Consider the following 24737-nt stretch of genomic DNA (forward strand, 5'->3'; position numbering starts at 1 on the left):
TTACTCTGTAACCTCATAGTTATAAATTTCATCGCTATATTCAGATAACGTGAGTGATGTTGTTCCGTCGCTATTTGGTTTCTTCTCTGTGATGACCCACAAAGTAGAATCCAGTTCTTCGTTAGTTGCGATTATGTAGCGTGATGATGATTGTTTATTGATACCATCCCATATATTGAGAGGTATGTTTGGAACTGCTGCGGTAAAACCAAATGCTGTATCACTGCGTGGATATGCCGGTATTCGTGCTGTCGGGTTGCCTATGCTGTCAGTAACCACAACAAACATTGACCCACTAAAATTAATCCTTTCACCGGTGTCAAAATCGTTCCCCGTTCGTGCGTTTATATATCCGGCTTGCTGATTTGAGTCATATGTATCGGCAACCTGTACCATTTGACCAACATTAACCCATTCACCATCAGCTAATGTTTTGATTGACATAGAAAGGCGAGAGTAAATTAATCGTCTAACTTCTTTTAATGCCCTGTTTCTGGCCTGATACGCATTCCGTACATAGAGCAACTCAAACTTAGCGGCTTTATTCGGTATACCCTCAATGATGGAATTACCTTGAATCTTGTATCTGATGAATGATTGTTTATTCGTGGAGGGATTTCTGTATTTAACTTCCACACCATCAAAACCACCAGGCAAAGTTGCGTCACAGCTTAATGCATAGTCTGCACCAACCATATTTGACCGATTGAATACTGTTACTGGGTTTGTTTGGCGCTCATCAAGTGTGAACGACATGACACCATCATCCCAGAACGCTGTGACACCAGCAGCATCACAAATCGTTTCTATTCGATTACCAAGGGAGACATCCTCGTCATCAAATGTATAATCAAAGTATCCAAGTCGCTGATCTTTGGTATCCAGTTTTTCCTGAATTTGGTATAGCCCATATGCGTCAATGCTTGATACAGGCTGTCCACCTATTGCTATCCATGTATGCAGTACAGCATCAGCGAACTTTCTTGAAGGTCTTAACGCATAATCAACGGTTTGGGTCGAAAGGTTGTAACTAATCGTATGACGAGTAATTAACGCGTTATATTTCCTCTCCCTAGCCCCAGTGGCCTGCTCTGTTGCTCTCACCTCGACTTTTACTAACGTGTCATTTGGGTATGATACGTTCGACCTAACCCTGACAGCCTGAATCTCCTCCAACTTTAACTTGCTTTGATCATGGCTATTTTCCAAACGATAGAACTGTATTGCATAGCGCCCCCTTCCCGCTGATGGTGTTATTTTCACAGTTTGATAATAAGTATCTGTGCCTTTTTTTGGAGGAAAACCTGCATTAATACTTTGCTCAGTGCCGGGGATCTCAACGTTATTTTCATCAATTTTCCAAAACCGAATATTAGTATTGGCATAATCTTTATTACCTAACGCTGCCTGAAGCTGAACCCATAACTGATCACTAACTACTGGAGAAAAGAAAGGCCCAATGACCAATGCTTGATTATCGGTAAGAATAAATTTAGTCGTATTGATCGTTATTGATGTGGTAAAAAAATCTATGTCATTACTGGATAAATTGCGGAAATAAAATGTGTAATACTCAATTACCGGAGTACCACCATTATCAGTAATGGTCGCATTAAATAAATCAGCACTTACTGTAATATCTTCTGTTATTGAACCGCTAGCTGTTGAATATGTCACATTAATGATGAATGTAACTGAATGTGGATAAGCTAAGTTATAGAAATAATCAAACTCATCCTGTTTAACTATTTGCACACTCATCTGTCCGCCATCGAATGTAATGTTCACAACCGTATTCGCGGTAGCGCTTTCTATTGGTTCATCACTTTCCTCATTGGGGCCAGGTATTTCCTGTCCATCCACATCATCAAACTCAAACCCCTCATACATAACAGGGATAATTTCACCTGGTTGATAAACGTGATAACTTGCCCCTGACATAGTTGAAAGGCTTGTTTCTGAATATCTGACACTTTCTATCTTGTATTTCCCCAACCCAAAATTCATGAACTCAGTTATATATTTGAGGTTATTTCTATATTCATATAACGACTCTTGAATCTGGTCTGGATATGCTCTTATTTGCCCATAATTATCAGGCCTAGCTTCACCATTTCTGGCTATATTAGTCTGAGCTTTGATACTGTTATTCGGTGATGTTTTAGAATTGTTGGATGCTGCGTTAGCATTTACACTTGGCATCAGGCTGGATAATACTTTTTGTGTGAACTTGATCGGGTTTAGATGTTCAAACGGGTTGAGTATTGTCCCAATCAGTCCTCCGCTTTTTGGCTGGTCAAATAGATAGAACACCAGAGCGTAGTTTTGAAGACATGATGATAATTGCACTTAGGGATGCAGAACATCAGGCTGCTTTCTACGATAAACAGATTTATGCCAGGTATTTTTTAAGTGTGTTTAAAGGTAGAAAAATATCTTCAATAAGTGGCGAAGAGGTCATTAACTCTTTACCTGATTACAATATCGAAAGGAAACAGCGTCTATCAAACGGAACAAAAAACCGTTACAGAGCTTTCATTATGAGGGCTTTCTCTATGGCTATGAAAATGGGTTGGATAAAAAACGTGCCCCATGTATCAAGGCTTAGGGAGCCAAAAGTGAGAGTAAGATGGCTTGAAAAGGGATTGGCGAGAGTGTTGATAGATAGCCTTAAAATTGACTGGATGAAAGATATCGCCGCCTTTGCGCTCTTAACGGGGATGCGTAAAGGCGAGATCCTTTCTCTTACATGGGATAATGTTGACTTAAACCGAAAAGTCGCAATTGTCACAGCAGATAAGGCAAAGTCAGGAAAGGCCAGAGCCATACCGCTGAACGATGAAGCTGTTGATATTTTAAGTCAGCAGCCAAGAAATTGTGAATCAGTTTTTTCTTGTAACGGGGAAAGAATAAAGCAAATTAACAGGGCTGATTTTAAAAACGCATTAAAGCGTTCTGGGATTGTTGATTTCAGGTTTCACGACTTAAGGCACACATGGGCTAGCTGGCATGTTCAAAACGGAACGCCATTAATGCTACTCAAAGAAATGGGAGGATGGGAGACGTTAGAGATGGTTAATAAGTACGCTCACCTTAGCGGTGAACATTTAACCAAATACAGCGGCATTGTCACGTTTTTGGCACACAAAGACACATCTTCAACGTATCAATCAAACAACAAGCTCGCAAGCTTATGATTATCAAGAAGTATTAAATAGCTATTTCGGTATTTGCTTTTTAATAAAACAGATAAACAGTCTGGAGCTTGTTTCTGTTAATTACGATTTCCCACCTGGGATTTCATTAATCGCTTCCGGATTACGGGTGATGAACATCGCATCCCCATAACTAAAGAAACGGTATTGCTTCTCGACCGCCTGCTGATATGCCCGCATCGTATTGCTGTAACCGGCAAATGCCGATACCAGCATGATTAGCGTTGATTCAGGCAGGTGAAAATTAGTAATCAGAGTATCAATAACCCGGAACTGATAGCCGGGATAAATAAAGATGCTGGTATCGCCAAAAAATGGCTCAATTAAATCTTGTTTCGCTGCCTGAGCCGCGCTTTCCAGCGATCTGACCGAAGTGGTTCCCACCGCAATTACTTTATTGCCCCGGGCTTTACAGGCTAATACGGCATCCACGACTGGTTGTGGAACTTCCGCATACTCAGCGTGCATCACATGCTGTTTGATATCATCAACCCGTACTGGCTGGAAGGTTCCTGCGCCTACATGCAGGGTAACGAATTCCATATTGACCCCTTTGGCACGCAATGCTTCCAATAGTGGCTCATCAAAGTGTAAGCCTGCCGTTGGTGCAGCGACCGCGCCGGGGCGCTGGCTGTAAACCGTTTGATAAAGTTCACGGTCAGCATCTTCATCGGGTCTGTCAATATAGGGTGGTAATGGCATATGCCCGGCGGCATTAAGAATCGTCAGAACATCGCGGCCATCGGTAAAATGAAGCTCAAATAGCGCGTCGTGACGTGCTGCCATAATAGCCGGAATAGATTCATCATCTCCCAGCAATAGCTCAGTTCCCGGTTTTGGTGCTTTAGAAGCACGAACGTGGGCCAGTACTCTTCTATCGTCCAACACTCGTTCAACCAGAACTTCAATTTTCCCACCGCTGGCTTTCTTGCCAAACAGTCGTGCCGGAATCACTCGGGTATTATTAAATACCAGTAAATCACCGGGGTTTAGCTTATTCAGCACATCGGTAAATGTGTCATCAGAGAGTGTGCCGCTAATACCATCGAGAGAAAGCATACGACAAGCGCTGCGTTCCGCCTGAGGGTAGCGGGCAATCAAGGATTCAGGAAGTTCAAATGAAAAATCAGTAACGCGCATGGGTTTTCAAATCTCAAAAAACAAGCGGCTTAGTCTAGAGCCAGTCGGATAAGGCTGCAACATATAAGGCAATAAAAGTATAAGAAAACCAGTAATAATCGACTTACTTCCCATAGTCTGGCAATCAAAGATGATAATAAAGCATATCAGTGATGTCAGATTACACTATAATTACCCCATGAATTTTCTTGCTCACCTCCATTTAGCTTCACTGGCCGACAGTTCCCTATTGGGAAATCTGCTGGCTGATTTTGTACGCGGTAATCCTGAAGGAGAATATGCTCCTGAAGTGGTTAACGGCATTATGCTGCATCGCCGTATCGATAAGCTCACCGATAATCTTGAACCGGTGAGAGAAGCTCGTCGCCTGTTTAGCCAACCTCATTATCGTGTAGCGCCTATTGCATTAGATGTACTCTGGGATCACTTTCTGGCCCGACACTGGGAACAGCTTGAGAACGCTATGCCACTGGCCAATTTTGTCGTTCAGGCGAAAAACAACATCGTTCCTCATTTATCAGAAACACCCCCGGGGTTTCAGCACATCAATCAGTATATCTGGAGAGATCGCTGGCTGGAGCGTTATGCTGAGTTGCCATTTATTGCTGATACCTTACATAATATGGCTATTCGTCGCCCACGGCTGGAGGCGCTAAGCTATTGCATTGAGGATATTCAGCAACATTATTCCCCTTTAGAAGAGACATTTTTGCACTTCTACCCACAAATGATGGCACAAGCCAGAGCTAAACAATTATAGTACTTTCATTTAGTTAGCTAACAAAGCTAAAGTAAATTACCGTATAGCCGCTTTACAGGGTATGATGTTATGGTTATGTTTACCATCTGTAATAAGTGCCCTGATTAACCATAGGCGGAAGCTATCTCAGCAATCGGTCTGATATGCTTTATGATCGATACCTTACTGCCTATACTGGCACACAAACTTTATTCCCTTATTTATCAACCTAATTGACAGGAGAGTTATTATGGTTCTGGTTACTCGCCAAGCCCCTGATTTTACTGCTGCAGCTGTTCTTGGTAACGGCGAAATCGTTGAAAACTTCAATCTGAAGAATCATCTGAATGGCAAAGCAGCTGTGCTGTTCTTCTGGCCAATGGACTTTACTTTCGTATGTCCTTCTGAACTGATCGCTTTCGACCACCGTTATGAAGAATTCAAAAAACGCGGTATCGAAGTTGTTGGTATCTCTTTCGATTCAGAGTTCGTACACAACGCATGGCGTAAAACCCCTGTAGACAACGGCGGCATCGGCGAAGTTAAATACGCAATGGTTGCTGACGTTAAGCGTGAAATCCAACAAGCATACGGTATCGAGCATCCAGATGCTGGCGTTGCTTTACGTGCATCTTTCCTGATCGACAAAAACGGCGTTGTTCGTCACCAGGTAGTTAACGACCTGCCACTGGGCCGTAACATCGACGAAATGATCCGTATGGTTGACGCACTGCAATTCCACGAAGAGCACGGTCAAGTGTGCCCAGCTCAGTGGGAAAAAGGTCAGGAAGGCATGAACGCATCTCCGGATGGCGTTGCTAAGTTCCTGTCTCAGAACGCTGGCAAGCTGTAATTAGCTGCTTGTTCTGATTCTGATATTGAAAAGAGCCGCAATGCGGCTCTTTTTTTTGGGTGTTAGTTGGCCCTTGACCTTCAGCTTTGACCTTGGGTCTTGGTGTAAGTTTCGTCCGTAATAGTGTTGAGTTTACCTCAACGCCAGTGTAACGGCCGAGCAGAAGGGGTTAGCGAACCCCCTCTGCACTCCCACGCTTTCGCACAGGAATTCAGGTCGCTTAGGCGACTTCCTTTCTCCTTCGTTCAGCCTTAACGCACCGGCACAGAGCCGCTCCCGGCGTCACTGTGCCTCGATCAGCATCCATGCTGCTCGTGCTGGCTTCTCTCAGTCGTCAGCTGAATTCAAGTGCTCATAGTGAAGATCCAGGTCAAGGTCAAGTTCAAGATACCCAACAAAAAATGGCCCCGGTTATCGGGGCCATTTTCAACTAAATCCAACTAACAGCAGCAATTAACCTGCTTTCTTCGATCCCATACCTTTCAAATAATAAACGCCTACCAGCAACGCTATCCAGGCAAAGCCTACATACAACGAGATACGGGTAGTTGGGAAGTAACCAATCAGGCCGATGATGCCAAACAGGAAGATCAGAGCGATAACGGAAGTGGTAGTTCCACCGCGTAGTGGGAAATCCAACTTGCTGATTTGATCTTGCGTTAACTTACGACGGAAGCCTATCTGTGACAGCAGGATCATAATCCATACCCATACGGTGGCAAAGGTTGCCAACGAAGCAATAATCACAAAAACGTCTTCAGGAATAATGTAGTTCAGGTAAGCCGCAACCAACAGACCCGCCATCATGAACAGTACGGTAATCCACGGTACACCGCGTTTAGACAGCGTAGTGAACATTTTTGGTGCCTGCCCCTGCTCTGCCAGACCGTACAACATACGGCCTACGCCAAATACGTCACTGTTAATTGCGGAAAGCGAAGCGGTAATGACCACAAAGTTAAGAATACCTGCTGCTGCGGTAATCCCCAGATTTTCAAAGGTCAGAACAAACGGACTGCCGTGAGTACCTACCTGATTCCACGGATAGATAGACATAATAACGAACAGCGTACCCACATAGAAAATCAGAATTCGGAAAGGCACAGAGTTAATGGCTTTAGGAATAGTCTTCTTCGGATCTTCAGCTTCACCCGCGGTGATACCGATAATCTCAATACCGCCATAAGCAAACATCACCATTTGCAGGGACAGAATCATACCAATAAAGCCATTGGCGAAGAACCCGCCATTAGTCCATAAGTTATGAATACCGGTTGGCTCACCCTGATTACCAAAGCCCCAAATGATGATCCCAATACCCGCCAGAATCATAATAATAATGGTGGCAACTTTGATGAACGACAGCCAGAACTCAAACTCACCGAATACTTTGACGTGTACCAGATTAATCGCACCGATAATTAGTACTACGCTCAATGCCCATACCCAAAGTTCGACATTTGGGAACCAGAAACTCATATACAAACCAAAAGCCGTCACGTCGGCAATGGCCACAATCAGAATTTCAAAGCAGTAAGTCCAACCGGTGATATAACCCGCTAATGGCCCCAGATAATCCTGTGCATAGCGGGAAAACGCGCCAGCCTGTGGGTTATGAACGGACATCTCCCCCAGCGCTCGCATAATGATAAAGGCGAAGACTCCACCAATGAGATAGGCCAACAGAACGCTGGGCCCCGCCATTTTTATTGCACTAGCAGAACCGTAGAACAATCCGGTTCCTATCGCCGACCCCAACGCCATAAAACGGATATGACGAGCGGTTAAGCCTCGTTTAAGTTTGTTGGTTTGATTTTCCATGCCGAAGTTACTCGTCTTTTCTCGTTATAACGCCGCAGATTGAGACCGCGGCGTTTATTATCAATAAATAATACCCTGTCTTAAATTACGTTCTGGTTGCTTCCTGATGCAAAGGCATTAGGCGATCGACAATCATTGCAATCACTAATGTTACAACCGCAGGAGGCAGCCATGCCAGCCCCTGCTGTGCGCCAGGAAGATTATCAATCCAGCTCGGTAAAATGTGCGCTATTGCTGATGCTTTGATGCCATCCAAAATACCGACCGCTGATGTTACCAGCATTACCGGGATCATAATACGACTTTCAGAACGCCACATGCGACTGGTAAAGCTTAATACAACCAATGCGATACAAGGAGGATAAATTGCAGTTAATACCGGAACCGAGAACTGAATCAGGTGACTTAGCCCTAAATTAGAGATCACCATGGCAAAAATAGCCAGAATAAAGACCAGCGTACGATAGGATAACGGCAGTAATTTGGAGAAAAACTCTGCGCAGGCGCAGGTTAAACCAATCGCAGTAACCATACAGGCAATAAAAATCATTGCTGCCAGGAAAAAGCTGCCAAAGCCACCAAAGGTGTGTTGAATATAGGCATGAAGGATCACTGCACCATTAGTTGCATCCGGTACCAGAGAGCCACTGCCCGAACCTAAATTAAACAGGCTCAAATAGACCAGTGTTAACCCAATACCGGCAATCAAACCGGCCACAACCGTATAACGCGTTAATAATGTAGGACTGGAAACACCACGAGAACGCGCCGCATTAACAATAATGATGCCAAACACCAGCGCGCCTAAGGTATCCATGGTCAAATAGCCTTCAACAAATCCTTTGGAGAACGGGATGTTTTGATAAACCTGTATCGCGGGTAAATGTTCTCCGGCAGGCCATAACAGTGCCGCAAGGCCTAAAACAGCCAGTGAAATAATTTTCAACGGCGCCAAAAAACGGCCAACGGTATCCAGCAATTTACCTGGATAGAGAGAAACCAGAATCACCAACGAAAAATAGACCAGACTATAGATGAATAACGGTAAGCTACTCTCTTTATCCGATAATAATGGGGCAATACCCAACTCAAACGATACGGTTGTAGTACGCGGAGTGGCAAACAATGGCCCTACTGCTAAATAGCAAATAGTTGCCAGTAGTAATCCAGCCTTATGGCCAATGGGAGAACTGAGTGCTTCAATACCTCCGCCCACTCTGGCCAGTGCAATCACGGTAACTACCGGTAAACCCACAGCAGTTAACAGAAAACCTAATGACGCAATCCAAACATTTTCACCAGACTGTAACCCTACCATTGGAGGGAAAATAATATTACCGGCGCCAACAAACAGGGCAAACGTCATAAAGCCTAAGGCGATAATATCTTTAGAACTCAGTTGTTTCATATTAAACCATTACATATTTATTAAATCATCCGCCAGAAATGTTGTTTTTTTCACATCGCAAATGCGTTGCATCAACCCCGTTTAACAGCACAGAGGCCTGCCTTAAAGGCATTTTAACAACATTAAATTGGATAATTTATATACTAAAAAAGATGATTTTGTGGTGATTCCACCAATAACGGCGCTAAGTAAACACAATAATAGCCATAGAAAACAAGTCTTATTGGCGATCACAGAACAATTATCTAAACAAAGGTTAAATAGCAGTCTGAATGACACGCATTTTAGCATAATAATCTATTAATTCATTCACGATTAGCTCATTTTTTAATCTTAAATAAAAACCGTTGCTTAGGGTTATTTTACTTTCGAATGTATCCGTTGAAATTTTCAGCACAGAAAATATCTAACGGTGTAATTGAGAGGATTGAGGATTTTACTGCGGTCACAATAATCCCACTGGCCATCCACCAATTTTTATTTCATCTGTGGATTCTGCTATCAGGTCAAAGGCAGATAAGATAGTTTATTCAGGCAACGGTATTGAAGGTAAACGATGACAGTCACAACACAAGGTGCCGCAATGAAATTTAAGCCATTACGCTGGAGCGATGACTTCATGTATCAGGCGATTCTAAATCATGAGCAAAAATATGACGGCAAATTTCTTACCTGTGTAAAATCAACGGGAATCTATTGCCTGCCCTCTTGTCCCGCTCGCAAACCTTTACTAAAGAATATTCGCTTTCTGGCAACAGAGCAGGAAGCCATTGCTGAAGGTTTTAGAATCTGTAAACGTTGTCGTCCTGACCTGTTTTATCGCGGAGAAAGCGTCGATGAGAATCTGTTTATTGAAATGTTGGCACGTATTCGTTCTTGCCCGTCATCCTTTAGCAATGTCAGCTCACTGGCAAAAAGCTGTGGTATCAGTACCACTAAACTTAATGAGTTAATTCGCCTGCATGCCCATCGTTCACCAGCAGACTTACTAAATCGTGAACGTATCGACGCCGCCTGTTTTGCGCTGATTCATTCATCGCAGCGTATTCTGGATGTTGGTCTGGCCGTTGGTTTTGAAAGCGAAGCCAGTTTTCACCGGCAATTTGCTGCCCACATGGCCATGACGCCCAGCGCCTGGCGCTTATTGAATAACGGCAATGAATTTACGCTAAAATTACCCGATGACTTCACCCCTGATTACGCCTGGCGTTACCATTTGCGTGATAAAGAGAGTTCGTCTGAATATCTTGATGAGACTGGTTTTACTAAAGCACTGTGGGTTCATGGATATCCGGTGGTTATTCATCTGCATATTGATGGGCCTACTGCCCGTTGCCGCTGGATGCTACCTGAGGAGTTTACCGCCAATAGTGAGCAGCCAGTGGGAGTAGAAATTCATCGTCAGGTAATGCTGTTGCTAGGACTGAATACCGATGTACAGGGATTTCGCAGCAGTGCCCGACAAAACAAACATATGGCTCGATTAATTGAATCCTCTTCTGCCATCTATGTCCCTATGACTGCCAATCCTTTTGAATCGCTGGTATGGGCAATTATTGGTCAGCAAATCAACCTGACCTTTGCCGCCACGCTACGGCAAGCGTTGATTAAACTGGCTGGCCCGGTAATTCGGCAAGATGGATTTCGTATTCACCCTTCAGCCAAAGAGATTGCTGCGCTGGAACCGCATCAGCTCACCGATATCCGTTTTTCTCGCTCAAAAGCTCAGTATCTTATCGGCGTCGCTAAAGCGATTGTCAGCGGAGAGCTTGATTTGGATGAATTAACTCGGGGTTCTGCCATTGTGGCTGAAAGAAAACTGTGTGAATTAAAAGGCATCGGCCCCTGGACTGCTCGTTATACGCTAATGCGCGGCATGGGATTTGCCGACTGCGTTCCCGTTGGGGATAGTGGCCTTTACGCAGCCCTACAACAATTCTATCAATTGGATAATCGCCCCAGTGCAATTGAAACCGAACAATTAATGAAGCCATTTAGCCCATTCCGTACGCAGGCAACCACCTGTTTATGGGAAAGCCTGAGGAAAAAATCATGAGACCAATGAGCAAGAGCCTGATAAATGCCAAAACGATTGGCATCTTTGACAGCCAGTTTGGTTCGCTGTCTGCCTGACTGGATGAATCAGATAAACTTATTCGTCTGTCATTTCATACCCAACAGGATCTGGAATACGCTAAACAGCTTGAAGTGACACGTGATGACCATAAAGTTGAGTTTGTTGCCCGGCAAATCCGTGAATATCAGCAAGGCAAAAGAGTCAATTTCGATTTACCGATGCATCTTTACGGTACGCCATTTCAGATAAAAGTCTGGAATGAACTGTGCCATATTCCATTCGGCGAAACCATAAGTTACCAAACTCTGGCAACACGAGTTGGCAATCCAAACGCCTCCCGGGCCGTCGGCGCCGCTAATGGAAATAACCCGGTCAGCCTGATTATTCCTTGTCATCGGGTGATCGGAAGCGACGGTTCGTTGACTGGTTATGAAGGAGGAATACCAATTAAAGAAAAGCTATTAGCTTTTGAGAAACAAAATGCCGGTTAATGATGCCCCAAATGGCCCCACAGGACGCCGATAACGCATCATGGTAGTATCAATAACTCAATGATTATACCCGGAGCATTACCGACATTTTATGGTTAAAACGCTGCTGTTATTTATTGCTACTGCTTTAGCGGAAATTATTGGCTGCTTTCTCCCCTATTTATGGTTAAGAAAGTCAGCCTCGATTTGGATATTGTTACCTGCTGCCGGCAGCCTGGCGCTATTTGTCTGGCTGCTAAGTCTTCATCCTGCCGCCAGCGGTCGGGTATATGCGGCCTACGGTGGCATCTATATTGCTACTGCGCTGGTTTGGTTAAGACTGGTGGATGGCATCAGACTATCGATGTATGACTGGCTGGGTGCCACAGTGATTTTGGCTGGCGTATTAATTTTAGTTTCGGGTTGGAAAGCCTGAAGTTCAGGATTACCCACATAATATCCCTTGCCCGGCGGTTACACATAGCGGGGCAAGAAATAATTTTCGGATGAAGCATTCTCCATACTAACAGTATCTGTTTTTAACCCAGTTTCTTTACCATCAGCACTTCACATGCATGGTGACCACTCGCCCCAACCCTTTCTTCCACATACTCAAACCCCACCGATTCATATAATTTCAGGGACTCTTTTAACGTTGCGGTACTTTCCAGATAGCAATAGTCATACCCCTGTTGACGGGCAAACTCCAAGGCGGTAATCACCATACGGCGGGCAATACCCATCCCCCTGACGGAAGGCAAAAAATAGAGCTTTTGTAATTCACAATACCCCTCTTCCATTGGTGCGATACCAACACCACCGGATACCATGCCATCCAGTTCAACGACCCAATACGCACTACCCTGCTGGCTATATACATCTGACAGTTGATGAAGTATTGGATCGGAGAAGCTAAAACCTTCTTGCCCTAATAAACCATACTCACTAAATACGGACATGATAATCTCAGCAATCGCTGCATTATCTCTGGCTTCAATTGGGCGAATGGTAATGGTTCTGGAAGACTGTCTGGCGACACTCTGTATCGCTAAGACATATTTCTTCATTGAAGACATCAACGTTTGATACTCATCTGAACCCAGTTGCTGAAGAATTTTAGTGTTGTAAGCATTAGCCAGACTATTCAGTTGTTCCAACTGTTTTCGACCGGCTTTGGTTAACTGGTTCAATGTACTACGGCCATCAATCGGGTTAGGGTATATCTCTATCAACCCCTGCTGTTTTAACCCTTGCAGAATACGACTCACGCTGGATTTATCGACCTTAAGTACCGTCGCCAGTTCCAGACCAGATAAAGGATGTTCATCAAGTTCAATCAAACTATGGGCCTGCAAAGGGGAAAGCTGAGTTCCGCTGACCCACTTGTCCATTACCCCCAGTTCTCTTACTAAAACTCTTGACAGAAAGCGTAAAGATGTCGGTTCCATATCCCACTCAAATATAGTCATTAATATCAACTTAATTTAGTTGATATTAACAACCAATTCAATATCCAGCGGAAAAGAAATTAAATCAGCGCAATAACAAATCAGTGATTGATTATTGTTGAAAAAATCAGCTATAACAGAAGTGTTCCCATCCTACTGAACCAATCCACCGACCAGAAGGGATGACTTATGCCTGATACATCACAGATCATTGCATTTTCAATTTTGTCTTTAGGCATGGCATTAACGCCTGGTCCAAATATGCTGTATCTGGTATCTCGTTCTATCTCTCAGGGGCGGGTTGCCGGGTTGATCTCATTAACCGGTGTTGCTCTGGGCTTTGTGTTGTATATGTTATGTGCCGCTTTTGGTATCACTACGCTTATGCTGGCCGTGCCTTATGCCTATGAAGCGTTATGCTTTGGCGGAATGATCTACTTATTGTATCTGGCATGGCAAGCGGTTAAGCCCGGTGGACGTTCGCCATTTCAGGTCAAAAGTTTACCTAAAGACAGCCCTAAAAAGCTGTTTACCATGGGCTTCATCACTAACCTGCTCAATCCTAAGATTGCCATTATGTATTTGTCTCTGCTGCCGCAATTTATTACACCCGATCACGGTAGTGTATTAACTCAGTCACTGGTTTTGGGTTCAATCCAAATTGTTACCAGTGTCACCATTAATGCACTGATTGCCATTATGGCTGGTTCTATTGCCGGTTTCCTGACGGGAAGACCAGCGTGGATGCTGGTTCAGCGCTGGGTTATGGGAACCGTTCTTGCCGGTCTGGCGGTAAGAATGGCATTTGAAGCGCGCAGATAATGTTCGATGGTTCATTATCCACATAATAATTATTGTTTATCTTTATAATTTCACTTATAAATTATTCCGTTATCAAAACTAGTCTATATTTATTCAGGTGTGGATTATCAACTTATTAATGGAGTGATTATGGGTAAGGTATTAATTGTCTCATTACTATCTCTGTTTGTGCTGGCTGGTTGTAACAGCGCACCAGAGGTAGGTAACTGGTCAAAGGCAGGCGCATCAGCACAAACCGCTGACGCTGACCGAGTCCAGTGTGAGAAAGAGAGCAGATCGTCTGCCAATAACAGCTATCATTCCGACCCACTTAATGAAACGGGTTCCGACGAAACCGTGAATAAAATTCTGGTGAAAGAACAACAGCAAGTTGATCTGGTTGGTGAATGTATGCGCGAAAAAGGTTATACCAATTTTTAAACTAACATTACCGCAAATATAAAAACCCGCTCATAGCGGGTTTTTATATTTTAAATTCGCGGAATAATTAACGGCGAATTAAATCATCGCCAAAGCCAATCCATTTATAAGTGGTTAGTGCCTCCAGCCCCATCGGGCCACGAGCGTGAAGCTTCTGTGTACTAACAGCAACTTCGGCACCTAATCCAAATTGCCCGCCATCAGTGAAGCGAGTACTGGCATTAACGTATACCGCAGCAGAATCTACTTCATTAACGAAACGATCGGCATTGTTCAGTGAACGGGTCAAGATAGCATCCGAGTGAGCGCTACCGTGTAAACGAATATGTTCAATGGCTTCATCTAATCCTTCAACAACGGTCACGTTCAAATCCAGCGACAGCCATTCGTTGTCATACTCTTCGTCATTAACCTGTACGACTTTCACTTCTCCGCCGCTGAGATACATCATGGCTTCCGGAGAAGCATGGAGCGTTACGCCACAGGTATGCATCTTCTCTGCCAGCTTAGGCAAAAATGTCGAAGCGATTGCACGATGTACCAACAATGTCTCCAGGGTATTGCAGGTACTTGGACGCTGAGTTTTTGCGTTTTCAATAATCGTCAGCGCTTTATCAAAATCTGCACATTCATCAACAAAAGTATGGCAAACGCCAATACCGCCGATAATCACAGGAATAGTAGAATTCTCTTTACATAGCTTGTGCAGTGCCGCGCCACCACGAGGAATAATCATATCAACGTAGCGATCGAGTTTAAGCAACTCATTGATGAGTGCACGATCCGGATTATCAATAGATTGCACCGCTGCTGCTGGTAAACCACACTTCTTAAGCGCCAGTTGAATCACTTCAACCATTGCCTGATTAGTATTTACCGTCTCTTTTCCACCACGCAGAATTACCGCGTTACCGGTTTTCAAACATAGCGAAGCTACATCAATCGTCACATTAGGGCGAGATTCATAAATCACCCCGACAACACCAAGAGGAACCCGGCGGCGCTGTAACTGGAGACCGCTGTCCATTAATGAGCCATCAATAATATGACCAACGGGATCGGTTAAGCGGTAAACATGACGCACATCATTGGCAATAGATGCCAACCGGGATGGCGTCAACATCAGACGATCAATCATCGCTTCACTCAGGCCTGCCTGTTGGGCATTCGCGATATCTTTTTCGTTCGCCGCCAGAATAGTATCGCTGTTAGCTTCCAGCGTGTCAGCCATCACTGCCAGTGCCTGGTTTTTTTTGGCTGAACTCAGTACCGCTAATTGATAAGATGCCTTTTTCGCGGCCATCCCCATTTGCTCTAACATTGCTAATACTCCTAGTTAATGATCATGTCGTCGCGATGAACAGCGACTGAACCATACTCATAACCCAATATTTCATCAATTTTCTGAGAATGGTGCCCTGCAATCATACGTAATGCGTCACTGTTATAACGCGCAACGCCGTGGGCCAAATCACGCCCGGACAGATCGCGAATACGAATAACCTCGCCACGAGAAAAGTCGCCTTTTACCTGCTTAATCCCTTTAGGCAGTAAAGAGCTTCCCCGTTCCAACATGGCCTGAGCAGCGCCATCATCAATAGTAATTTCGCCCGCCGGTGGCGCACCAAAAATCCAGCGTTTACGGTTTTCAAGGGGAGATGTTTGAGCGTGGAAACGCGTGCCGACGGAAATATCATTAATTACATCGCCAATCACTCCCGACTTGCTGCCCGCAGCAATCACAACTTCAATTCCCGCTCTGCCAGCAACATCAGCAGCCTGCAATTTCGTTGCCATACCGCCGGTTCCCAACCCGGAAATGCTGTCACCGGCAATAGCCCGTAACGCACTATCAATACTGTGAACTTCACGAATTAATTCCGCATCCGGGTTATGACGCGGATCGGCAGTGAACAACCCTGACTGATCGGTTAACAGCAATAATTTATCGGCTCCACCAAGAATTGCAGCCAGTGCGGAAAGGTTATCATTGTCACCAACTTTAATCTCCGCCGTCGCTACCGCATCATTTTCATTAATCACCGGAACAATTTGGTTATCCAGCAGTGCCTGCATCATGTCGCGCGCATTTAAAAAGCGTTCACGATCTTCTAAATCAGCACGAGTTAGCAGCATTTGGCCAATATTGATGCCATAAATTGAGAACAGTTGTTCCCAAAGCTGAATCAACCGACTCTGCCCTACGGCTGCCAGTAATTGCTTAGAAGCAATAGTCGCAGGCAATTCGGGATAACCAAGATGTTCGCGTCCGGCGGCAATCGCACCAGACGTCACAATAATAATACGATGACCAAGTGCATGCTGTTGCGCGCACTGACGCACTAACTCAACAATATGGGCACGGTTTAAACGCAGTGACCCGCCTGTAAGTACGCTGGTTCCCAGTTTAACCACCAGCGTTTGGCTGCTATTCATAATGTTCTGCCGTTGAATATCAAGAAAGGATGCAAGAAGACCTTTTTATCAGGTGTGACGCGTTATGCCAACAGGCATAACGCGAAATAGGCGAGATTTGGAGAAAAAATTGATCAGACTGAAAGTTTATCCGGACTTTTTGCCGCTTCAGTATGGGCTGGTCGGAAACTGAGCTTAATTGAAGTCAGATAATCCTGAAGTTTTTGCTGAAAGGATTGCAAATTTTGCTCAACTTCCTGTTGAATAGCCGCATCCTTAATGGTTTTTACCTGCCACTCACCCACTTTATCAAACAGTCCGATCTGGCAACTGTAAGTGAAGCCCTGTTCATCAGCTTCGATATCCATCCACCATCCCCAAAACTCTCTTTTTTCCGGGGCTGGCTTGCTGCTAACGCAGACAGCCAGACAATCAAAAAAATAGTGATTCCCTTTACATTGAGACTCCCTGATATACGGTCCCAGAGTGATAAATTCTTTAATCAGCTTGTTTCTTGAATGACCATTTGCTAATAGCATGATGTAGCCCCAGTAAATTATAATTTAACAACTAGTTAACAGCCGTCGGGGATATTAGCATAACTTTTGATTAATCCACTCGCTTAATTGTTCCAATCCGCTATTTAAATTATTGAGTAGTGGAGTCGAAGCAACTGTAATTAATTTTCCATCACTGGTAGAAGAAACTATCAGCTTTGATTCTGATAATGGACTGAAAACGTCCTTCTCAAAACTGACTGAACACATAGGGATCGGACAGCGTCGCCCCAACAGCCCCTGGGTTTTCAGCGAATAACGACTTAGCTCGGTATGTAATAGATTATCAGTGGTTGAATCCATTTTCAGGCGGCTGGCAATCATGTCCCGATAGACAATTGGCGTCTTAAGCTGGGTTTCTTTATTCACAAACAAATCGTGAACAATCGGCCCCAGACAGGCAACGCCACGCAGGCGGCGTGACTCCAGATACCCCAGACGAACGGCTACGTTAGCCCCAAAACGTGTTCCTAACGCCACAACACGCTGATGATCAATCCATGGCACCTGATCCAATTGATTAAGAACCTGTCGATGAAGCAGACTGGTATCTTCGGTTAAAGTCCAGCGAGACGAAAAACCAAGAGAAGGCAAATCAACACACAACATTGCTATGCCTTTTGGCGCCAGATAATTCACAAACAGAGGATAATAGTCACTCTGTAGATTATCTAACCCTCCACATAATAGAACGGTAGGATGCGGCCCTTCTCCCACTGATGGAATATGCAAAAAGCCGGTCAAATTGCCACCTTCGACTTTAAAATCAATAGATTTCAACTCAAAAGGCAGATAGTTTGCAGCTTCTTTGTAGGCTCTGTCAGCTAATAACTCTGCCTGCTCCGCCAATTGATCGCCCCGCAGGTGAGGATAGCTGGCAATGCTGTAAAAATGGGAGGCTTTCAACCAATAGTTTCCCGCTGTCATTGGGTCTTTACAGGCCAGATCTAACGCTTTTTTCTGCCAAACCATCCCCTCTTTTGCCCATTCGTAAATCCAGTTACCCCCGCGATAACCTACTACCGTATCTAACAGACCTTCATCCGTGCGTTCATTAGGAGAGGCGGCAATGCGCGCCAGAACTTCTTCCGCTTCTATCGGATCAACACCACGCCAGGACCATATGGTTTTATTAATCATACGGTACCAGTTGGATTGGGTTTCGCCTTCCAGCGACGATTGAATACTGGCATTGGTTTGTTCTATACGTTTAACCAGCGTTGAAGTTTCCGGGTGTTTAAAAGAGGGTTTAAACAGCACTTCTGAAAGATTAGCTTTTGGCATGATGGTGCAACGATCTCCGGTACAGGCTTATCACTCAGCCCGAATAACATGATTTCATCAGTGTACCCAATAAATGGTAGCAGATGAAGTCAACAACTGGATAATTACACAGTCTTACTTTCCATTAACAATACAAGTAATAGAATAATTAACTATTATCTCTCCATCAAAATATTCCCATTCGACGGGTTGTATATATAAGTTATATTTTAATTACTATTTATATTTATTATCGTTAATAAAAAATACTAATGTCTCAATATTTAAAAATTTGACGGTGAGATTAAAATTAGTTAATAAAATGAGTTTCACATTATTGAAATTAATATCCCACATAAATTACAGTGAAAAAGTAATAATTTGAAATAAAAGAAAAAATAATTAAAACGACGAAGAAAACCATTAAGAGATAATAGAAAAATATCGATAGATAGTAATAACCCAAAAAATCTCATTATGTTTATTGAACATTTTAAAATCATTACTATATGCATAATTATCTGAACAGAAATAATCCATCAGATTCAATATACAAATCACAACACCTCTATTTTTACTGAGGTGGGGAACCGAACACCATTTTAATGTGCTTTAGCCATCTTGGGAGCAAAGACATGAAGAAAGTTTTCCTTGCATTAACCTGCATAACATCACTAATAAGTTCGGCCACTGTCTTTGCTGCTGGCAATGGACAGGTAAGCGGCACATTGGGTGTGCAACTAACCATCACCAATGGTTGTGCAATCAACGGTAATAGTGTCCAGGGCTCACCAGCAGGCCTGGGAACGCTGGACTTTGGTAGTCATTCAACATTAGCCAATGATATTACCGCACAATCGGCCAGTACCAGCAGTGGCACTATCAAAGTTCAATGTACAAATACCCTACCCTATACCGTTACTCTGGACAGTGGTGAGCATCCACAAGGTACACAACGTCGCCTGGCACAGGGCAGCGAATTTGTAAATTACAACCTCTATCAGGATTCCCTGCGCGCCGTTCTTTGGGAAGATACAACACTGCTAAGCAGAACTTCAACCGGTGCACCTGATGACCTGACCGTTTATGGTTTGGTGCCGCCACAAACCACACCATCAGCCGGAATCTATTCAGATACCGTTCTGGTTACTGTGGACTGGTAATTCCGGTTAAGCATTTCCAACATTAGGCATATGTTCGTAACGAGTATCAGGGGTAACAATGCATCTTTGGTGTAAAACCTGTCAATGCATCTTATTGGTAATCAATATTATTACCCCGTCATCGGTGTTGGCAGTAACGGTAAAATCGGCAACGGTTTCCATCACTGCCAACGTCATTCCCGCCTGCAGTGCTGGTTCTACCGCCGGGGGAACCACTACCTTTGGTGTAATGAATTTTGGTACTCACAGTACATTAAGTCGAGAAATTAAACTGATTGGACAAAGCAATGCCGGAGCCATTCTGGTGCAGTGTGCACCCGGCGTAAATTATCAGATCGTGTTGGGAGCAGGAAAAAGTAGCAACGTAGCACAGCGCTATATGACCGGCAGTCACTCTGGCCAGCGGGTGAATTATAACCTCTACAGCGATGCTAATTACACCGCTATCTGGGACGATACCCAAGGTATTACTAAAACTGCCAATGGCTTACAGGAATGGGTCAATGTCTATGGCTATATTCCGGCACAATCCACTCCTGTAGCCGATAGCTACATTGATACGGTACAAGTTACGGTGAGCTGGTAAAAGAAATGAGAATCACTACTTCTGCTTTTATGATTGCTATTTCTACTCCGGGTCTGGTTCTAACCTGCCTCGCCATGATCTCTGCCGTTTATGCAGACTCCCGAACTAAAGATGTCAAAATCAATGCCACCATTACCGCCGGTTGTATTCTTGGCTCCGCCGGCAGTGATGCGACCAGTTTTGGTAGCATCAACTTTGGTAACAACATCTCCTCACTGTTCAATAATATCGATGTGACATCGACACAAAATGCCGGATCAATCATGGTGAGATGCACACCCAAAACTAATGTCACTTTAGGTATCGATAGTGGATTAAACAGTGGTGGAACCATTAGTACTGGTCGACTCATGAAACTAGCCACAGGCACCAGCACCCTGAAATATCAGCTTTATCAGGACAGTAATCGCGCCACCATCTGGGGAAATGGCAGCAATGGTGGCCAAACTCTGACCGTTATGAGCGATGGTAGCGTACAAAAGATCGATATTTATGCTCGTCTGTTTTCCTCAGCTTCACTGCCTGCTGTCGGGCAATACAGCGATACCGTATTAATTACCGTTAGTTATTAAACTATTATGTTTACGGATGAAAGACCTATGACACTTATAAAACGACCCATTTTATTGATTACCTCTGCCCTGTTGTTTTTCTGTTTTTATCTTCAATCCTTAGCTTATGCCGGTTCTATTCTCATCTGGCCAATCGATCCGGTTATCGAAGATGAGCAAAATGCTACCGCTATCTGGCTGGAGAATCAGGATAGCAAACCAGCCTATATGCAAATTCGGGTACTGGAATGGCAACAAAACTCTGGCGAAAATCAATATCAGCGGCAATCGGATATTTCTGTTAGCCCACCTTTTGTCCTTATTGAACCAGGAAAGCGCCAGTTAGTCCGACTGGTAAAAAATATCAAAATTCCGGCCAATCAAGAAAAAGCCTACCGTATTTTGGTGGATGAAACACCAAGGGCAAAAAAAGATAATGAGCCAGAGGATAGCCAGAGTGTCAGTATCGGTGTGAAATTCCAGATGCGTTACTCCATTCCGCTGTTTGTCAGCGGTCAGGGGATATGGACTAATCCCGATTACAATAAAAACAGAGACATAAAAACAGCCACCAAGCCTGAATTGAGCTATCAAATAAGCAATCTGAATGGACAATCTTATCTTAGCGTGAGAAATGATGGAAAAGTTCATGCACGCCTGTCAAAACTAAGTAGTCTGTCCGGGAACAAGGCAACAACGCTGGTTGATGGACTGGTAGGTTATGTGCTGCCGGGCTCCGTAATGCGCTTTCCTATGGCTAAAAGCAACCGTGCTTCAACTTATGACAAGCTACAGGCGCTGATTAATAACGATCCGGACCCGGTTCAACTACTTAAACGCTAGTGCCGGTTAAGATGATTACCAACGCAATAAAAGCGATTGATTACGACGTGTCTCTGTGTGACGTGTTGCCCAACAAATGGTTCAGCAAAACATTATTATCTTTGAATATTTTGCTGTTCTCATCGTCCTTAATGGCAGCACAGCCAGACTCACCGGAAGCTCAGAGCGACGTGCCAGTATCAGAAAGAGCTGACGCACCACCGCGCCCAATTTCTGATACCGATGCGCTTCCCGAAATGTCATTGATGTTGGAAATTGTCATTAATGGTCGTCAGACACAAGATGTCACACCTGTCACTTATCGTTCTGGTCATTACTACATCTCCGCTGAAGCATTTAATCGTCTTGATTTGCCGCTAAAAATTACCGATGTACCAGAAGTTGAAATTGATACGCTCAAAGATGTGCAAGCCAGTTACGAAAGTAATACTCAGCAGCTGTTAGTTACTGTTCCATCCGACTGGCTGCCAGAGCAGAGAATAAAAGATTATAAAAATCAGTCTTTTGAACCTGCAGAAAGTACACTTGGCTTACTGTTTAACTATGATATCTATGCCAGCCATAACTCCGGTGACACAGAAAATGATGCTGTCTCTGCCTATACTGAACAACGTTTATTAGGCGCTATCGGCGTTTTATCGAATAACGGCGTCTATAACCAAAATCTAAACTCTGATACTAACAACAGTACTAACAATCGCTATCTTCGTTACGATACCAAATGGTACTACAACGATGAAAAGCGCATGCTTAAATACAGCGTTGGCGACATCATTACCGATGCTCTTCCCTGGAGTACCTCCGTCCGTCTTGGAGGGTTACAGATTGGACGTAACTTCTCGACTCGCCCGGATTTAATTACTTATCCTTTACCTCAGTTCGCAGGGCAGGCTGCTGTTCCCAGCGCGGTTGATGTCTACATCGATAGCTACAAGTACTCCAGCTCCAATGTGAATCCCGGGCCATTTACCATTGAAACCGTGCCCTACATTAACGGAGCGGGTAATGCTAACGTAGTGATTACCGATCCTCTGGGACGTCAGGTTAATACCTCCGTATCGTTTTACGTCTCCAGTGAACTGCTACAACAAGGACTGAGCGATTTTAGCCTGTCGGCAGGAAAGATCCGTAATAACTACGGCTTAAAGAACTTTGATTATGATAATAATGCGGCCAGTGGCACGCTACGCTATGGCTTAACAAACTGGATAACACTCGAAGGTCGGGCTGAAGCTGCCAGCCAGCTAGATGTGGAAGGCGTTGGGGCTAATATTAAACTTGGTTCCTTTGGTATTTTAAGTGGCTCCTACAGTCAAAGCCATGCGCAAAAAGAGGCGTTTCAGGCAGTCAATGTCCCCACGTTATCATCTGATACGATGGCGTCTAAAAGTCGCAACCTCAATGGTAATCAAAGATCTGTCGGTTACTCTTACACTCAACGTTATTTTGGTATTAATGCACAAAGAGTCATCCGCAATGATGAGTATGGCGATCTTTCCAGTTATAAAAGTAGTTATCGGTTAGACAAACAGGTTGACCAAATTACGGCTAATACTTCTTTTGATCAATATGGCTCTATCGGTATTGGCTACTTTGACGTCCACCAGTCTGATAACCATCGCTTCCGGCTGTTAAACCTCTCTTACAGTACTCCGTTGTTTAATAACAGCAGTCTGTATGCTTCGGTTAATCGTGAAATTGGTGCTTCCGGCTACAGTGCACAGGTCATTATCAGTATTCCATTAGGAGATTGGGGTGGTGCTTCAATCAGTTCCAGCCGCGATGAAAACAATAACTGGACACATCAGGCTAACTATAACCGGGTAGCCCCAACCGATGGCGGGTTGGGTTGGAATGTCTCTTATGCTAAAAGCCCTTCCGGCCAGACGGATTACAAGCAGGCCAGTCTCGATCTTTCTGCACGGAAAATGCGCCTTCAGGGGGGGATTTATGGCAGTGACCAACAAACTTATTGGGGAGAAGTCAGTGGTTCATTGGTTGCCATTAAACAAAATCTTTATGCCTCCAGAACTATTAGTGATTCTTTTGCATTAATTTCGACCACTGGCTATCCGGATATTCCCGTACGCTATGAAAACCAGCCTCTGGGAAAAACTGACAGTAACGGATACTTACTGATTCCAACGGTGACCTCATATACCCATGGTAAATATGAAATTGACCCAATAGGTTTGCCCGCCGATGTCAAAGTTCCAATGGTTGAGCAATACCGTTCGGTCAAACAAAGCAGCGGAACCGTTATTGAATTTCCTGTCAGCAAGATCTTACCGGCCACCCTGACGTTGGTAGATAGCAACGGCACGCCACTTCCCAGAGGCAGCATCATCTATTTAAACGGTCAGGATAACGTGAGCTATGTTGGTTGGGATGGAGATTCTTATCTGGAAAATATTGCAGCAGAAAATAATTTAGTGGTTCAGCGAGCAGATAACCGTGCTCAATGTTACGTTCACTTTACGTTACCAACACCAGAACCCACAGGGATCATTACGCTAAATACGCTGGTGTGTTCAGAAAAAGGAAAGCCATGAAGAACATACACGGCAATTCATCACAGTTAGTCTTAACCCATTATATGATTCCGGGGATCATCCTGTTTATTTTGCTTATGGCATCTCCGCTACAGGCTGCCACCTGTAGAATTACCGCCAGTCCTACGGCAGAAGATCTTGGAACCACCAGCTCATTTAACGTTAATAGCGCCAGCGGGCTAAACACCTCCGGCCCTGGTGGTATTGCCTGCTCAGGGCTAAGTATCGATCTGTTATCCGGTAGTGTATTAACCGGAACCTTGAAAACCACCACCAATAATATGAATCTGGTTAACACCCAGATTCCCGGCGCTAAAATTCCTTATATGCTATACGCCGATAACACGACCAGTTACCCTTTTATCAAAAGCTGGAGGCCTTAATATTCTTAATC

General features: G+C 44.2%; 23 protein-coding genes. 14 read left to right on the forward strand and 9 right to left on the reverse strand.

The window, feature by feature from the left end; all coding sequences use genetic code 11:
- On the reverse strand, nucleotides 1-2349 hold the full coding sequence (locus I2494_RS17165) for a host specificity factor TipJ family phage tail protein (RefSeq protein WP_218467979.1): 2349 nt from the start codon (nucleotides 2347-2349) through the stop codon (nucleotides 1-3).
- Here I2494_RS17165 and I2494_RS17170 point away from each other — a divergent pair.
- Nucleotides 2334-3197 (forward strand): tyrosine-type recombinase/integrase, encoded by an 864-nt coding sequence (locus I2494_RS17170; protein ID WP_218467978.1) that lies wholly within the window; start codon nucleotides 2334-2336, stop codon nucleotides 3195-3197. The genes I2494_RS17165 and I2494_RS17170 overlap by 16 nt on opposite strands.
- Nucleotides 3198-3278: 81 nt before the next feature.
- Here the strand turns inward: I2494_RS17170 and queA are convergent, their stop codons facing one another.
- The gene (queA, locus tag I2494_RS17175) at nucleotides 3279-4355 is read right to left on the reverse strand and encodes a tRNA preQ1(34) S-adenosylmethionine ribosyltransferase-isomerase QueA (protein WP_218467977.1); all 1077 of its coding nucleotides are present in this window, start codon (nucleotides 4353-4355) and stop codon (nucleotides 3279-3281) included.
- 178 nt (nucleotides 4356-4533) lie between these two features.
- Between queA and I2494_RS17180 the strand changes: the two genes are divergently transcribed.
- Together I2494_RS17180 and I2494_RS17185 are read left to right on the forward strand one after the other, a co-directional pair.
- A complete protein-coding gene (locus tag I2494_RS17180; RefSeq protein ID WP_218468090.1) occupies nucleotides 4534-5115 on the forward strand; it encodes an acyl carrier protein phosphodiesterase in 582 nt (193 codons plus the stop codon).
- A gap of 229 nt (nucleotides 5116-5344) precedes the next feature.
- Nucleotides 5345-5947, forward strand: coding sequence for a peroxiredoxin C (locus I2494_RS17185; protein WP_130590696.1), 603 nt, complete (start codon nucleotides 5345-5347; stop codon nucleotides 5945-5947).
- A gap of 453 nt (nucleotides 5948-6400) precedes the next feature.
- On the opposite strand, the gene proY is transcribed toward I2494_RS17185, so the two are convergent.
- Nucleotides 6401-7768, reverse strand: a complete 1368-nt coding sequence (gene proY / locus I2494_RS17190) for a proline-specific permease ProY (protein ID WP_218467976.1) — start codon at nucleotides 7766-7768, stop codon at nucleotides 6401-6403.
- A gap of 85 nt (nucleotides 7769-7853) precedes the next feature.
- Nucleotides 7854-9176, reverse strand: coding sequence for a branched-chain amino acid transport system II carrier protein (gene brnQ / locus I2494_RS17195; RefSeq protein WP_218467975.1), 1323 nt, complete (start codon nucleotides 9174-9176; stop codon nucleotides 7854-7856).
- A 583-nt stretch (nucleotides 9177-9759) separates the two neighbouring features.
- Between brnQ and I2494_RS17200 the strand changes: the two genes are divergently transcribed.
- The 3 genes from I2494_RS17200 to I2494_RS17210 all read left to right on the forward strand — a co-directional run bounded on the left by I2494_RS17200 (nucleotide 9760) and on the right by I2494_RS17210 (nucleotide 12159).
- Nucleotides 9760-11232 (forward strand): DNA-3-methyladenine glycosylase 2 family protein, encoded by a 1473-nt coding sequence (locus tag I2494_RS17200; protein ID WP_218467974.1) that lies wholly within the window; start codon nucleotides 9760-9762, stop codon nucleotides 11230-11232.
- Between the two features lie 152 nt (nucleotides 11233-11384).
- Nucleotides 11385-11744, forward strand: a complete 360-nt coding sequence (locus I2494_RS17205; protein WP_218467973.1) for a methylated-DNA--[protein]-cysteine S-methyltransferase — start codon at nucleotides 11385-11387, stop codon at nucleotides 11742-11744.
- A gap of 91 nt (nucleotides 11745-11835) precedes the next feature.
- A complete protein-coding gene (locus I2494_RS17210) occupies nucleotides 11836-12159 on the forward strand; it encodes a YnfA family protein (RefSeq protein WP_218467972.1) in 324 nt (107 codons plus the stop codon).
- A 103-nt stretch (nucleotides 12160-12262) separates the two neighbouring features.
- Here the strand turns inward: I2494_RS17210 and I2494_RS17215 are convergent, their stop codons facing one another.
- Nucleotides 12263-13171 carry a bifunctional helix-turn-helix transcriptional regulator/GNAT family N-acetyltransferase gene (locus tag I2494_RS17215; RefSeq protein ID WP_228350998.1) on the reverse strand — a complete coding sequence of 303 codons (909 nt, stop codon included), beginning with the start codon at nucleotides 13169-13171 and terminating at the stop codon, nucleotides 12263-12265.
- Between the two features lie 189 nt (nucleotides 13172-13360).
- Here I2494_RS17215 and I2494_RS17220 point away from each other — a divergent pair, with 189 nt between their 5' ends.
- A complete protein-coding gene (locus I2494_RS17220; RefSeq protein ID WP_218467970.1) occupies nucleotides 13361-13993 on the forward strand; it encodes a LysE family translocator in 633 nt (210 codons plus the stop codon).
- Nucleotides 13994-14122: 129 nt separating this feature from the next.
- Nucleotides 14123-14413: a hypothetical protein gene (locus tag I2494_RS17225; RefSeq protein WP_218467969.1), complete on the forward strand. Its 291-nt coding sequence runs from the start codon at nucleotides 14123-14125 to the stop codon at nucleotides 14411-14413.
- A 67-nt stretch (nucleotides 14414-14480) separates the two neighbouring features.
- On the opposite strand, the gene proA is transcribed toward I2494_RS17225, so the two are convergent.
- The 4 genes from proA to frsA all read right to left on the reverse strand — a co-directional run bounded on the left by proA (nucleotide 14481) and on the right by frsA (nucleotide 18669).
- The gene (gene proA, locus I2494_RS17230) at nucleotides 14481-15734 is read right to left on the reverse strand and encodes a glutamate-5-semialdehyde dehydrogenase (protein WP_218467968.1); all 1254 of its coding nucleotides are present in this window, start codon (nucleotides 15732-15734) and stop codon (nucleotides 14481-14483) included.
- Nucleotides 15735-15745: 11 nt separating this feature from the next.
- A complete protein-coding gene (gene proB / locus I2494_RS17235) occupies nucleotides 15746-16849 on the reverse strand; it encodes a glutamate 5-kinase (protein ID WP_218467967.1) in 1104 nt (367 codons plus the stop codon).
- Between the two features lie 113 nt (nucleotides 16850-16962).
- Nucleotides 16963-17367: a sigma factor-binding protein Crl gene (gene crl / locus I2494_RS17240; RefSeq protein WP_218467966.1), complete on the reverse strand. Its 405-nt coding sequence runs from the start codon at nucleotides 17365-17367 to the stop codon at nucleotides 16963-16965.
- Between the two features lie 54 nt (nucleotides 17368-17421).
- On the reverse strand, nucleotides 17422-18669 hold the full coding sequence (frsA, locus tag I2494_RS17245; RefSeq protein ID WP_218467965.1) for an esterase FrsA: 1248 nt from the start codon (nucleotides 18667-18669) through the stop codon (nucleotides 17422-17424).
- A gap of 614 nt (nucleotides 18670-19283) precedes the next feature.
- Here frsA and I2494_RS17250 point away from each other — a divergent pair.
- Genes I2494_RS17250 through I2494_RS17275 form a run of 6 tightly spaced genes read left to right on the forward strand, consistent with a single transcriptional unit; the run spans nucleotide 19284 to nucleotide 24726 of the window.
- The gene (locus I2494_RS17250) at nucleotides 19284-19811 is read left to right on the forward strand and encodes a Csu type fimbrial protein (protein ID WP_218467964.1); all 528 of its coding nucleotides are present in this window, start codon (nucleotides 19284-19286) and stop codon (nucleotides 19809-19811) included.
- Nucleotides 19812-19869: 58 nt separating this feature from the next.
- Nucleotides 19870-20397: a Csu type fimbrial protein gene (locus tag I2494_RS17255; RefSeq protein ID WP_218467963.1), complete on the forward strand. Its 528-nt coding sequence runs from the start codon at nucleotides 19870-19872 to the stop codon at nucleotides 20395-20397.
- A 5-nt stretch (nucleotides 20398-20402) separates the two neighbouring features.
- A complete protein-coding gene (locus I2494_RS17260) occupies nucleotides 20403-20969 on the forward strand; it encodes a Csu type fimbrial protein (RefSeq protein WP_228350999.1) in 567 nt (188 codons plus the stop codon).
- Nucleotides 20970-20996: 27 nt separating this feature from the next.
- Nucleotides 20997-21791, forward strand: coding sequence for a fimbrial biogenesis chaperone (locus I2494_RS17265; RefSeq protein WP_218467962.1), 795 nt, complete (start codon nucleotides 20997-20999; stop codon nucleotides 21789-21791).
- Nucleotides 21792-21802: 11 nt separating this feature from the next.
- Complete coding sequence (locus I2494_RS17270) at nucleotides 21803-24343, forward strand: fimbria/pilus outer membrane usher protein (RefSeq protein ID WP_218467961.1); 2541 nt, start codon at nucleotides 21803-21805, stop codon at nucleotides 24341-24343.
- On the forward strand, nucleotides 24340-24726 hold the full coding sequence (locus I2494_RS17275) for a spore coat protein U domain-containing protein (protein ID WP_218467960.1): 387 nt from the start codon (nucleotides 24340-24342) through the stop codon (nucleotides 24724-24726). Before I2494_RS17270 ends, I2494_RS17275 begins: the two co-directional genes overlap by 4 nt.
- Nucleotides 24727-24737 lie beyond the last annotated feature (11 nt).

Source organism: Limnobaculum allomyrinae, assembly GCF_016649425.1.
In the GTDB taxonomy this organism is placed as follows: Bacteria; Pseudomonadota; Gammaproteobacteria; order Enterobacterales; family Enterobacteriaceae; genus Limnobaculum; species Limnobaculum allomyrinae.

Bases quoted from the DNA above. Each gene is read 5' to 3' on its own strand.
- I2494_RS17170 (WP_218467978.1), top strand. From the start codon at position 2,334: ATGATGATAATTGCACTTAGGGATGCAGAACATCAGGCTGCTTTCTAC.
- queA (WP_218467977.1), bottom strand. From the start codon at position 4,355: ATGCGCGTTACTGATTTTTCATTTGAACTTCCTGAATCCTTGATTGCC.
- I2494_RS17180 (WP_218468090.1), top strand. From the start codon at position 4,534: ATGAATTTTCTTGCTCACCTCCATTTAGCTTCACTGGCCGACAGTTCC.
- I2494_RS17185 (WP_130590696.1), top strand. From the start codon at position 5,345: ATGGTTCTGGTTACTCGCCAAGCCCCTGATTTTACTGCTGCAGCTGTT.
- proY (WP_218467976.1), bottom strand. From the start codon at position 7,768: ATGGAAAATCAAACCAACAAACTTAAACGAGGCTTAACCGCTCGTCAT.
- brnQ (WP_218467975.1), bottom strand. From the start codon at position 9,176: ATGAAACAACTGAGTTCTAAAGATATTATCGCCTTAGGCTTTATGACG.
- I2494_RS17200 (WP_218467974.1), top strand. From the start codon at position 9,760: ATGAAATTTAAGCCATTACGCTGGAGCGATGACTTCATGTATCAGGCG.
- I2494_RS17210 (WP_218467972.1), top strand. From the start codon at position 11,836: ATGGTTAAAACGCTGCTGTTATTTATTGCTACTGCTTTAGCGGAAATT.
- I2494_RS17215 (WP_228350998.1), bottom strand. From the start codon at position 13,171: ATGGAACCGACATCTTTACGCTTTCTGTCAAGAGTTTTAGTAAGAGAA.
- I2494_RS17220 (WP_218467970.1), top strand. From the start codon at position 13,361: ATGCCTGATACATCACAGATCATTGCATTTTCAATTTTGTCTTTAGGC.
- I2494_RS17225 (WP_218467969.1), top strand. From the start codon at position 14,123: ATGGGTAAGGTATTAATTGTCTCATTACTATCTCTGTTTGTGCTGGCT.
- proA (WP_218467968.1), bottom strand. From the start codon at position 15,734: ATGTTAGAGCAAATGGGGATGGCCGCGAAAAAGGCATCTTATCAATTA.
- proB (WP_218467967.1), bottom strand. From the start codon at position 16,849: ATGAATAGCAGCCAAACGCTGGTGGTTAAACTGGGAACCAGCGTACTT.
- crl (WP_218467966.1), bottom strand. From the start codon at position 17,367: ATGCTATTAGCAAATGGTCATTCAAGAAACAAGCTGATTAAAGAATTT.
- frsA (WP_218467965.1), bottom strand. From the start codon at position 18,669: ATGCCAAAAGCTAATCTTTCAGAAGTGCTGTTTAAACCCTCTTTTAAA.
- I2494_RS17250 (WP_218467964.1), top strand. From the start codon at position 19,284: ATGAAGAAAGTTTTCCTTGCATTAACCTGCATAACATCACTAATAAGT.
- I2494_RS17255 (WP_218467963.1), top strand. From the start codon at position 19,870: ATGCATCTTTGGTGTAAAACCTGTCAATGCATCTTATTGGTAATCAAT.
- I2494_RS17260 (WP_228350999.1), top strand. From the start codon at position 20,403: ATGAGAATCACTACTTCTGCTTTTATGATTGCTATTTCTACTCCGGGT.
- I2494_RS17265 (WP_218467962.1), top strand. From the start codon at position 20,997: ATGACACTTATAAAACGACCCATTTTATTGATTACCTCTGCCCTGTTG.
- I2494_RS17270 (WP_218467961.1), top strand. From the start codon at position 21,803: ATGATTACCAACGCAATAAAAGCGATTGATTACGACGTGTCTCTGTGT.
- I2494_RS17275 (WP_218467960.1), top strand. From the start codon at position 24,340: ATGAAGAACATACACGGCAATTCATCACAGTTAGTCTTAACCCATTAT.